Here is an 11,649-nt window from a genome sequence, read left to right on the forward strand (position 1 = left end):
GCGCACCTGGTTTGGGACCAGGTGGTCGCAGGTTCGAATCCTGTCACCCCGACCAGATGGAGCGAAATTGCCTGCGGCTCAGCGAGCCGCGGGCAATTTCCGCTCTAAGCCGGAACAGAACCGGGACATGGCAGATTCCGGGCCGGTATCGAAAGTTGTTGCCTAAGTTCATATTTGACTGATTTTAAGGCAAAAACCATCAAATATGAATGGGTGGTAAAAGGCAAAAAAGCCCGTGCCGTTAGAGCACGAGCCGAGAAAATCAAAAAGTATCTATATCATTCGATTGTTAGATGAGAGGGTGGGACACCATCGAGTTTGTAGAATACGATTATGGTGATCAATGCGCCATTGTCCATGAATCCGTTATTGCGACCGCCCATATATACTTCGTACTCAACATGTTCAGCAAGAGCACGCCGAAAATCGGACTGTATGGGGATAAGTGGAGTGCCGAGCTTCACCCCGTCGAGGGTACGGACACATATATCGTCTGAACTCGTCTCGTACAGCTCCAGAGCATCTCCGGCTGACAGGTAGTCCACTTCCGCCACAGCCTTACGCCCATGCACGTTAAGCATGAATACCTCCGCAGAGAAGTCGGCATGCGCGTCTGCGATATCACGCAGACGCTCCGCTTCCGGGGACATTTTCTGAGACGACTCCGAAGCCTTTGCTGGGACATGGGACCCTGAACCGGATTTCATCTCTGTGCGGAAAGCAAGAGCCAAAAATATAACGCCAATTATGGTGCAGACGGCTATGAACATGGTATGAAAAAATTTAAATGGTTATTTACGGTTGAATACCCATCCATAAATGGCATCCTACGATATAAAATCGAGGTATGCAACAGAAATATTTCAATGCAGGATAAAAAATGCTTGTGTGGATTTTTGGAAAAATAGCAATGTAATCATTACTGTTATGAAACACCCTCTTGCGTTGTCTTAAGTAGTTAATGAGATAAATTAATTGAGGTTTGTTGAATGACTACCCCCATTTTGTGGAGGGCATCGGAGAATATCTTTAACTCGGTTTCTGAAAATGCTGCCGGCTTTCCGTTGACGATGGATCGGTTTAGCCTCTGATAAAGCCATGTCCGGTCTTTATTGAAGAAACGTTTTGCAATATAGGATAGGTTCAGAAATTCGGAAGCCTCACCCATGATGACTTTGACATCTATGTCCGGACGTTTCCTCCTGCTTATGGCTTTGCGTAGATAATCCCCTGCCTCCCTTCTATCTTCAAGGGAGGATGCCATAGCGAATGCCTCCTTCATCAAGGCGTCCGTTTCTGTCGCCGATAATGTAGGGCTGGCGGCTATTCGGTCGATTATCGCTTTAATTTCTGGTTTCATGTGACGTATCCTTTATTAAAGTCTTAAGTAGGCATGTAATATTAACTTATAAAGGAGTCCCGAAGCCCGGTAGCGGCCTCCGGGGCTCTTTTTTCTGTCACTCCTCCGTCAATAGGACAGCGACGTAAGCTCTTATAAGCTCATCCACTATCTTGAAGAAGTCCGATTCTGACAGCCACCCATCTTCGATTAGCCGCTGTTCATTTCGGAAGTAGCACCTCAATTCATTGAGGATTTCTATCCGGTCATTTAAACCTGTTAATGTTCTCATGTCTACTTAAGACACCTCAAAGTTAATAATCTTTTGATTATTGACAAAATTCTCAAGCAAAAATATGTGATTGGCCGGTGGGGAATCGGAAATACTGTAACTGCGGATTATATGTTTGCCCGTTTGTGTCTGCGGGATTTCGATCTTTAGGGTGGGGGATAGAACCAAGGCGGGGGAGGGGGTGTTAGTACTTTACTAACTGTAAACAAGTAATGTCCTATGAACGACAGAATTTCCTATGAGGAGAAGAAAGAGCTTCCCGACAGCGTTTTCGGGTTGCCCGAACGCCGTGAGTACCCTATGCCCGATGCGGCACACGTGCGTGCCGCCGAAGCCTATTTCCGATATTGCCCCGAAGAGCTGAAGCCGAAGCTCGCCCGTGCCATACTTGCCCGCGCCAAAGAGTACGGTGTCGACGTGGAGAGTCCCACCGTCCTCTCCTACGCTGCCCAATGACGCGACGGGGGATAATCAAATAAATTTGTGTGCGTGAGATTATGATTTGATGCACCGTCTCCCCGCATGGATATAAGTGGAGATGCGGGGAGACGGGGAGGGCGGGTCAGCGGGTGGCGCGGAGGGACTTGATTTCCTTGGGGGTGAGGGGGTCGCCTTTGCCGTTGATGCCTCGGACGTAGACGGCGCCGTCGGTCATGGGGATGACGACCGGCGCGCGGCGCACGTCGATGCGGCACACCCATTTCCCGTCGATGAAGTCAAACTCCGGCTTCACATAGTCGGGGTATAGCACCACGCCTTCCGGAGCGGCGCCGAAGTGGCGGCGCATGCCGTTGTCGAGCAGCAGGCGGAACTTGTCCTTCACATCCTGCAAGTCGTAGCCGTCGACACCTCCGTTGAGGTACATGAAGTCGGCATGCAGACCCACGGGCACGCCGGCGTTGTTGACGCCGATGAAGAGGGTGCCACCCTTCTGGTTGAGCATCGCGTCGATCCCCTTCATTATGTCGGCCACCTGCAGGCGCGGGTCGGCGGACATGTGGCGATCGCGCTCGGGCGGATAGACGAGGGATGCCTTGAACTCCGTGTAGAGATCCTCCTCGGCGGCCACGCGCGTGTGCAGTTCGTCGGGCATGCGCAGGTCGAGCAGGCGGTAGATCTCGCGCTTGAGCGCCTGGCGCGCCTCGTAGACCTCTATGCCGCGCAGGAAGTTGTAGGACATCACCAACCGCGCCAGTGCGCCGAGCAGCGTGTCGTCGGCTCCGGCGGCGGCATCGACCAACACCCCCGACTCCTGCCAGGGGGTGTCGAGGCGTGAGAGCACTCGCAGCACCGTGAGGCTACGGCGAGTGTCGGGATCGCCCTGAGCGATCATGGAGGCGCGGCGGTCGAGGGCATCAAACTTGTCGCGGTCGATGCGTCCCATGGCGGCAAACGCCCACAAGGCCTCGATGAGTGTCATCTTCACCTCGTAGACCTCGCGCAGGAAGCTGTCGTCGAGTATCGCCGACAGCAGCCGTGCCAGGGCGAGATGGTTGTAGGCCGGGGCATAGTCGGCATGGCACATTGATGCCACGCTGTCGACAAGGCGTATAAGTTCGCGCACCTCGTCGGGTTGGAGGTAGATTTCAGGCTCCTGAGGCAGGGCTACCGTGCCCTCGTCTGTATCGGTCTGGACGGAATCGACCGGAGGCGTGTAGAGCGCCCCGTCGGCATACCGGCTGAGGAGATAGTAGAACGCGTTGCGCTTGAACTTGAAGAGGTTGTCGGTCTTTTCCTCTATGTCGAGGAAATGGCCGTTGATGAAAAGACGGTTGTCGGGCCGTGAGTTGATGTAGTCGACCTGGGTGTAGACCACTTCGTTGGGCATCAGCTCCTCGCGCGGAGCCTTGAACACCACGGGAAAACCTGCATCGGTGACCCCGAACCACTGGTTGGTGGCCGACCGGTAGTCGTAGAGGTACGTGCGGCACTCCTCGCGTGTGTCGCGCGCCTCGGTGGCGAGTTTTATGGTAAGCTCGCGTATCCCCTTGCGCATGGAGAAGCGCAGCAGTCCGGTGGCGGAGTCCACCTCCTCCACGACAGCCTTCAGCAGGAATGGCTTGCCGGATTCGAAGTCGCGGAAATCCTCCACCTTTGCCGCCAGCGGATAGATTACGATGTCAAACGTATTGATCGTGCCCTGTCCCTTGTAACCATCTTCCTCGACCACGCATAGGAAATTATGTGGGTTGTCGGCCAGTGCGCCCACGATGCGCACGGACACAGTCTGTCCCACTGCCGGAGTTACTGGCGTCTTTACCGGGGGCTCCGTCTTTGTTGCCATCGGCTTCTGCGGGGAGCAGAGTGCCTGCTCCAGCTCATTCCAGAGCGCGTGGAGGCGGCTCAGATCAGCCATGTCGGCAGAAGGCTTCTCGTCAAGCTTGCCGTCGAGCATCACCTGCACGCGGCGCGGCGCGAACATGTCGGCGGGAATCACGTTGTGTGACCCTGATGTGTCGGGGTGCGACAGCGTGATCACGCTGTCGCGAAGCCGGATCATGGCCGTGCTCCCCTCGTAGACACCCTGCACCGGCATGCCGCGATGCTGCACCGGGCGCGACAGGCGCGTGGAGCATAGCAACGACACGTCGTCGAGGTCGTTCCAGCCGAACTCGACGGCATCCTCGTTCTCGCCGAGGAGCGTGCAGAAAGCCTTGTCGATAAGCTCACGGCTGCGCTTGTCTATAAGCATCGACGCATAGCGGTAGAGCATGGCGCGGTAGAGGTTCCACGATGCAAAGTCGCGTCCGGAGGTGAGGAGGAGCTGCAGGGCGAGGGCCACTATCATCTCGCGCACGGAGGCCTTGTTGACAGAGTCGACGAGCTTGCTCTCGTTCTGGATGAATATGTCGAGCATCTCTATGAACGCCTTGCTGTAGAGCTTGTCGAAGCGCGGCTGGGCGTGCCGGTCGCGGATTATGTCGAATATGTCGGTCACATAGCGCCGCAGATACTCGGTGCGGAGCGTGAACAGCGACATGAGCACTCTCATGCGCCGTTCGGGCTGGTAGAGGTAACCAGACAGCTTCAACGTGTCTATGGCATCGTCGATAAACGCCTGCTCCCTGCCGTCGAGCAGCAGCCATATGGCCTCGCGGTAATCTGCCGCGTGGGTGATGATGCGCGACAGGCGTGCCTGGATACCCTCATGGGATGACGGCGGGAATGCGCCGAGTATGCTACCGCGCTCCAGCACTCCGGTGGCTATGGCGATGTATCGCTCGAGCCAGCGCAGTTTGCGCTGCATATAGGCTTCGGGGCGCGGGCTCCCCTTGGGATTGAGCCATTGGGCGAAATTGCGCTCGACGGCCTCCAGCGCGGCGATCACCCAGCGCGGATCGGAGCTTTCACACAGGGCGAGCGCTTCGCCCAACACGCTGTGGGAGCGCATGAATTTCATTATCCATTCGCCGGTGATGGCGCTTTCCGGATCGAACATGGCTATCTGCTCCGGCACCACCGCCAACGAGGCGGGACGCTCTTTCTCGTAGTCGACGAGCGCCAGCTGGACTGTGCCGTTCTCTATAGCCTTCACGCGGCAGACTATGCGCTTGAAGCGCTGTAGCCGGCGCCTGCCGAAGTCGGTGAGCGGAAACGTGAAGCCGTTGAGGTCGTCGCGCACCTTGTAGCCCCCTGCCTTCAGACCCGACAGCACGCAGAATGCGTAGTCCTCGCCCACTGTGTAGAATTGCGGGAGTATCGTGTCGATATCCTGCTCCATCTTCCCGTCGGGGCGCAGCACGCATGTGATGCTTTCGGGGAGGTTGTCGCGCTGAAAGCTGTAGGCAGGCACTCGGTAGGTCTTGCCGAAAGCGTTGATGTTGAAAAACAGTTTCCCCGACTCGCGGTTTACCTCTATCTCGCGAGCGGGGAATGTATATTTCTTTCCTTTGTCCGGAGTCATACTGGTGTCATTGTTCTGGGAACGAGGCGAGCATGCGGGCATGAGCCATGTCGCGGTGCTCCTCGTCGGCGTAGTTGGCGAAGGGGTGGATGGCAATGCCGCCGCGCGGTGTGAAGATGCCCTTTACCTCCAGATAGCGCGGATCCATCAGCTTTACAAGATCTTTCATGATTATGTTCACGCAGTCCTCGTGGAAGTCACCGTGGTTCCTGAAGCTGAACAGATAGAGTTTCAGGCTCTTGCTCTCTACCATGCGATCGCGCGGAATGTAGCTGATGATTATTTTTGCGAAATCGGGCTGTCCGGTCTTGGGGCACAGCGACGTGAATTCCGGACAGTGAAACGTTACGAGATACTCGTTGCCGGGGTGCTTGTTGGGGAAAGTCTCGAGCACTTCGGGTGAATATCTGTCGGGATAATGTGTGGCCGTGTTGCCCAGGAGGCTCAGGGCCGGCATCTCATCTTCTTTACGTGACATGGGTGTATTGCTGTGATGACGTTTCGATTGGTGGTGGTTACTTGGGGTTGACTACTTTCAGGTGCTCTCCGGCATCCTTGGCCACGGCGCGGTAGTAGTCGTCGCTGTAACCGCCGAACACGGGCGAGACGCAATGGCCTTCCTCGGTGCGCGCGAAGCGTCCGGGGGTGGTCTCCTTCTTGATGTTGCCGTCGAGATATTTCACGAACAGGTAGTCGCCAAGCTCCTTGAAGCGCTTTGTCGAGCGCTCGGCCCAATTGCATGAGAATTCCGTGAGGAGGCTCTCCTGATCGGCAGGCGCGAGATGCATGGCGCGTGCCTCTATGTCTGCCACGCCGGCGGCGATGTTGTCCTCCAGGTCGTTCTGCACACGGCGTATGTCGGGAATCATCTGCGAATAGCGGTTATATGCCTGGTTGGCCACGTAGTTATGCACCCAGAACGCGGCATCCCAGCTCAGCGTGAGCATGTCGCCGTTGCCCAGGGCGTAGCATCGGGGCACACGCTGCAGCGAGCAGTACATCGGCACGTAGACGCACGTGTTGGTGTCGTCCACTCCGAACCACAGCACTCCCTTCATGGCCTTGGGCATGTCATCGCGCAATTGTGCAACGAAGCTGAACCCGGTCTGCTGCGTGGCTATTGCGCGCTCGTTGGTGTACTCCACGCTGTCGACGGTGAATGTCATCGGCCTCCAGCGGTAGGGCACCTTGAACGGGCCTGCGCCTGCATCCTTGGTCATGTCGAAAGGAGTATCCTCGAAGTGGTCGCGCATGGCCCACTGCATGTCGCGCACGGTAAGCGGCTTGGCCGGCTTGACCCACAGCGGCATCGGCTCGCCTTTCGCCTCGTTTATCCACGGAAGCCAGCGGTCGATGTCCTCCGACGAATGCTTCTTGAAGAACGACCATACGCGTGCGTCGCATCCTCGGAGCGCGCCGAAGTCGGTGATAGCGTAGGCCTTGGAGAAGTCGAAGTCCTTGTCCTTGCCGGAGAAATACCCCTGTGAGCGCGCGAAATCGATTACGTCGGGAGAGTAGAGCGTCTCCGGGTCATTGAGCGGGAAAGTGTGGATGCGTGCATGATTGGCATGGCCGGATATCATACCGTCGGGTATGCGGCGCGCCACCCACACTGCGCCCTTGCTCTTGCCACCTTTGCCGATCATCTCCATGATCCAGGCTTCCTTTCCGTCGGCTATGGAGAAGGATTCGCCCTCGCTTGCATAGCCGTACTCGGCCACGAGGTCGGTCATAGTCTTTATGGCCTCGCGGGCCGTCTTGGAGCGTTCAAGGGCGATGTATATGAGGCTTCCGTAGTCGATCACGCCGGTGGTGTCGACAAGTTCCTCGCGGCCGCCCCAGGTGCTTTCGCTTATGGCAAGGCCGTGCTCGTTCATGTTGCCCACGGTGGCATAGGTGTGGGCCGGCTGGGGTATGCTTCCGAGCTTGCGGCCGGTGTCCCAGTCGCGCACCTCGCGCATGGCGCCGGGGGCATGGTCGGCGGCGGGAGTGGAGTAAAGCTCACCGTAAAGCGTATGGGAGTCGGCGGCATAAGTGATCATGGCGCTTCCGTCGGCGGTAGCGCCCGGCGCGGCTATGAGGCTCGTGCATGCCGAGGCGTCGAAGCCGGTTGTCGCGGCCAATGCCGCAACGGAGAAAATTATGGTCTTTAGATTCATATTCTGTTGGATGTCGATTATATGATAATAGTCGCCGACTGTTTCAGCGACTACAAATTTAAGGAAAAAGAGGGATTCGGGCAACTCTGTCAACCGGTCATGAGTTGCCGTATACGGCGGCGACTTGTCGGGCTATGGTGTCCCAGTCGTATTTGGAGAGGTCGTAGTCGATGCGTGTGTGGGAGGAGCCGAGTTTGTCGGAGAGGCGGGAGGAGAGGGTGTCTATGTCGCCCACGGGGAAATAGTCGGCGGCGGGGAGGCCGACTTCGGCGTTGGCGGGGATGTCGCTGACCACGACAGGCAGACGGTAGGACATGGCCTCCAGCAGGGCTATGGGAAGGCCTTCGTGGGAGGAGGGGAGACAGAAGCATGCTGCCTGCGACAGCAGTGCGTGCAGCTTGTGGCCACGGACGAAGCCGGTCAGCACGGCGTCATGTTCGCGCGCCATGCGCTTGAGCGAGCGCGAGTAATCGTCGTCGAAATCAGCATCGCCGGCGAGCACAAGCCGATAGCCCTTCGCGGCAAGACCGGCCCTGTCGAAGGCTTCGATGAGATGATGCAGGTTCTTCTCCGGCACGAATCGGCTCATGCCTAGCACGTAGCGCTGCGGCTCAATCCCCAAGGAGGAGAAATACGCGTCGTCGGCGCATACCTCCGGCGCGGGCACTCCGTTGTAGATGAGGTGGACGCGTCGCGTGCGCCCATAGCGCCTGCCGATGTTGCCGCGTATGGTGTCGCTGATTACGATCACGTCGTCGGAAAAACGGCTTCCCCAGCTTTCGCCAAGCTTTATGATGGTGCGGGCCATGTGTCCCCATTTGGCGCGCTCGTAGTCAGGGCCGTGGTTGGTCATCACCACGCGCATGCCCAGAATCTTTGCGAGGGGGACTGCCAACGAAGGGCCTACGGCATGGATGTGCACCACGTCGGCACTGTCGCGCCGGGCGGCGATGACTGCCCGGACGGTGTGGATTATGGCTTCGAAGGCTTTTTTGCGCGGGGTGGCGACGTCGAGGAGCTTCACGCCGTTCCACTCGGTGCGCTTATCGTCGGCGACATATGAGTCGCGGCGCACTACGGTGATGTCGTAACCCATGGCGGCAAGGCGCGGATAGAGGTTCTCACAATGCGTCTCCACACCTCCCATCACTCCGGGGATGCCTCGCGTGCCGGTCACGAATATCTTCATGGCGTTATAAGGATTATGAGTTTCAGAATTTTTCACGCAGGTCGCCCTGTCGCGGATCCTGCCCGACGTCGTTCCACGTCTTGTCGAGACACGGCTTAAGGCCGCGCAATGAACGTATCTTGTTGGAGAGCGCCCAGCGCATGGGATATTTGACATACTTGTGCATCACCGGGGAGGCAGTACCGACCATCCAGCAGTTTTTCGGGCAGCGTGCCACGCACGCGCGTACCTCGGCAGCCTGAGGCGAGCGCCAGAGCTCCATGAAGTCGGGTGTGTCGTGGATGTTGCCCATCGACTTTTTCCAATACTTCGACTCAAGGCCGTTGCATGGATACACCTCTCCCCAGGGGTCGATGAAGAAGTTGGCCGATCCCGCCTCGCAGGGGAGCATGCGCCGTCCACCCTCGATATAGTTGATGAGGCCCATGTTGAACCACGCGCGGAACCAAGACTTTGGATGGTTCTCCTGAAGTTGCCATTCTATCAGCTGCTCGAAGTTGCGGCACACCTCCTCCTTGTTGGTGATCACGTTGTCATCCTTGTGGAAATAATATGAGTTGTGGAAGGCGGCGGTGGCGAATTCCATGCCGAGCGAACGGCTGAGCTGGTAGAGCGACAGCATGTCGGACGAATTGTTGTTGCTCACGGTGCAGCCGAATCCTATGTCCTTAAGTCCCATCTGTTTCAATGTCAGAAGTGTGCGCAGCCCTTTGTCGAATCCTCCGGCATGCCCGCGCAACTCATCGTTCTTGCCGCTGAGCCCCTCGATCGAGATGCGTATGCCGATGTCGGGGAAGCGCCGGGCGAGCGCCACGACGCGATCCTCAAACCATCCGCTCGTTGAGATCACGATGCGCTTGGTATGGCGGTAGCATTCCTCGACGATTTCCGGCAGGTCCTCCCTGATGAAAGGTTCCCCTCCGGTGAGGTTGATAAATTTCAGGTCCGGTAGGCAGCGAAGGTCCCCGGCCTTTATCTCCTCGCGTTTGTCGGTGGGGTTCTGCCATATATTGCACATCTTGCAACGCATTGGGCAACGGTATGTTAGTATGATGCTTGCATCGGTAGGCACCGGCACGGTATCTATGGTTGACATAATTCAGATTATTAATAGCCTTGAGGCGTAACCTCTGAGAGTATTATATAAACCCGATTTCATTGTGGTTTATTGTACCGCGTCCGCATTATTGAATTTTTTGCAAAAAATGTATTGACGCATGTTAGCACATACAAACGGTTGTGCGTCTTGGATAGACAAAACCGATAAAACTAATGCCTCACACCATTACCGATTACGATAAAATCGTAGGATACCTGGCCGCAATGCCGGATATGGATGCCGATGAGAGGGCACGCATAGAATCGTGGATTCTCGATCATGGCGACGAACGCGGCCTTTCCGAGAGTCTCGCACGTCTATGGGCATCTCGCGACGTATCATCGTCATACGTGAACATCGACGGCCTGATGCGTCTGCTCAACTCCATAGAGTCGGGCGGAGGCGCTCCGGTGTCTCCTGCAAAAGTCCGTCGCCGTGAAATGGTGTGGCGCGTCATCGCGGCGGCTTCGGTGTTGATTGCGGTGCTGCTCGGAGGGTTGCATTTGTCGCGATACGGTGGCATGGAGCGCGAGACCATGCTCGTCACGGCCCACGGGAGCACGGGGGAGTTCACTCTTCCAGACGGTAGCCGTGTGTGGCTCAACGGCAACACCACGCTCGCCTACAATCCCGACTTCACCTCAGGCGACCGGCGCATGGTGAAAGTGGAGGGAGAGGCGTATTTCGAGGTGACGCGTGACACCGCGCACCCTTTCATCGTCGACATGTCGGAGATGGAGGTCGAGGTGAAAGGCACGTCGTTCGAGGTGAGGAACTACGCCACGTGCAACATCCATGACGTGGTGCTCCGCAGCGGGTGCGTGAATGTGCGCGGGCCGTGGGGCGACGGCGAGGTTACCCTGAAGCCCGACGAGATGCTCTCGCTGACCCTTGGCACAAATGAAATGAGTATGCGGAAAGTCGATGCGTCAAACTATTGCCGATGGTTTGAGCAACATTCCACATTCGACAACGCCCCGCTCGGCGACATACTCGTCAACATCAGCCGCCGCTACGGAATGGACCTCGCGGTTGATCCGGATGTCGACACGGCTTTCCGCCTGTCGGTCACTCTTGGCGGGGAAACCCTCGAAAGCCTCATGAACGCATTGGCCTACCTCTCACCGATAGCCTACGAGACTACAGGCAACACCCTGCACATAAGCGCCGACTGAACGGCGAGCCACAACATGTTAAAGCATGCTTAGAGAGGGCGTGAAAACCCTCTTGAGATCAAATAATATATCAATCCATTAATTTTCACTAAATCTATCATGCCATCACGCTTCACAAAGAGAAGTAATTTACGGCGAATGTTCCTGATGATGCTATGCGCCCTGGCTACTTTCAGCCTTCCTGCGCAGACGCAGACTGTGAGCATCAACGTAAAAGACGTTACTATCAAGGAACTCCTGAAACAGATCGAGGCACAGAGCAAGTACACCTTTGCCTATGCCGACTCGCAGATACCGGTCGACAGACGGGTGTCCGTAACCGCCGTAGACAAACCCATAGAAGAGATCCTCTGCGAGGCAATTCCGGGAATCACGGTAAAGACAGAGGGAAGAAAAATCCTTATCACTCCCGTGAAAAAAGAGAAATCGCCTAAAGGCAATTATTACTGTCCGCTAAACTTTAGAGGGCGATTGAAAAATAGGACCGATTCC

The 11,649-nt window shown here is 56.6% G+C and carries 10 protein-coding genes; 3 read left to right on the top strand and 7 right to left on the bottom strand.

The window, feature by feature from the left end; all coding sequences use genetic code 11:
• Positions 1-278: 278 nt before the first annotated feature.
• Together QZ303_RS10075 and QZ303_RS10080 are read right to left on the bottom strand one after the other, a co-directional pair.
• Entirely contained in the window at positions 279-650 is a 372-nt protein-coding gene (locus tag QZ303_RS10075; RefSeq protein ID WP_295732360.1) for a hypothetical protein, read from the bottom strand.
• A gap of 308 nt (positions 651-958) precedes the next feature.
• Positions 959-1,360: a DUF5053 domain-containing protein gene (locus QZ303_RS10080; RefSeq protein ID WP_295732362.1), complete on the bottom strand. Its 402-nt coding sequence runs from the start codon at positions 1,358-1,360 to the stop codon at positions 959-961.
• Positions 1,361-1,850: 490 nt separating this feature from the next.
• On the opposite strand from QZ303_RS10080, the gene QZ303_RS10085 reads away from it, so the two are divergent.
• Positions 1,851-2,087 (top strand): hypothetical protein, encoded by a 237-nt coding sequence (locus QZ303_RS10085; RefSeq protein ID WP_295732364.1) that lies wholly within the window; start codon positions 1,851-1,853, stop codon positions 2,085-2,087.
• Between the two features lie 106 nt (positions 2,088-2,193).
• On the opposite strand, the gene QZ303_RS10090 is transcribed toward QZ303_RS10085, so the two are convergent.
• The 5 genes from QZ303_RS10090 to QZ303_RS10110 form a co-directional block, all read right to left on the bottom strand.
• Complete coding sequence (locus tag QZ303_RS10090; RefSeq protein ID WP_295732365.1) at positions 2,194-5,535, bottom strand: ATP-binding protein; 3,342 nt, start codon at positions 5,533-5,535, stop codon at positions 2,194-2,196.
• A 7-nt stretch (positions 5,536-5,542) separates the two neighbouring features.
• Positions 5,543-6,013, bottom strand: coding sequence for a preQ(1) synthase (queF, locus tag QZ303_RS10095; protein ID WP_295732367.1), 471 nt, complete (start codon positions 6,011-6,013; stop codon positions 5,543-5,545).
• 37 nt (positions 6,014-6,050) lie between these two features.
• Positions 6,051-7,694, bottom strand: coding sequence for a C69 family dipeptidase (locus QZ303_RS10100; protein ID WP_295732369.1), 1,644 nt, complete (start codon positions 7,692-7,694; stop codon positions 6,051-6,053).
• A 97-nt stretch (positions 7,695-7,791) separates the two neighbouring features.
• Positions 7,792-8,883: a glycosyltransferase family 4 protein gene (locus QZ303_RS10105; RefSeq protein ID WP_295732371.1), complete on the bottom strand. Its 1,092-nt coding sequence runs from the start codon at positions 8,881-8,883 to the stop codon at positions 7,792-7,794.
• 22 nt (positions 8,884-8,905) lie between these two features.
• A complete protein-coding gene (locus QZ303_RS10110) occupies positions 8,906-9,979 on the bottom strand; it encodes a radical SAM protein (RefSeq protein WP_295732373.1) in 1,074 nt (357 codons plus the stop codon).
• Positions 9,980-10,155: 176 nt separating this feature from the next.
• On the opposite strand from QZ303_RS10110, the gene QZ303_RS10115 reads away from it, so the two are divergent.
• Both QZ303_RS10115 and QZ303_RS10120 read left to right on the top strand, forming a co-directional pair.
• Positions 10,156-11,157 (top strand): FecR domain-containing protein, encoded by a 1,002-nt coding sequence (locus QZ303_RS10115; RefSeq protein ID WP_295732375.1) that lies wholly within the window; start codon positions 10,156-10,158, stop codon positions 11,155-11,157.
• 138 nt (positions 11,158-11,295) lie between these two features.
• Positions 11,296-11,649 (top strand): hypothetical protein (locus QZ303_RS10120; RefSeq protein WP_295732377.1); only part of this gene is annotated, 354 nt, incomplete at its 3' end.

The sequence above is a fragment of the uncultured Muribaculum sp. genome, assembly GCF_910583865.1.
In the GTDB taxonomy this organism is placed as follows: Bacteria; Bacteroidota; Bacteroidia; order Bacteroidales; family Muribaculaceae; genus Muribaculum.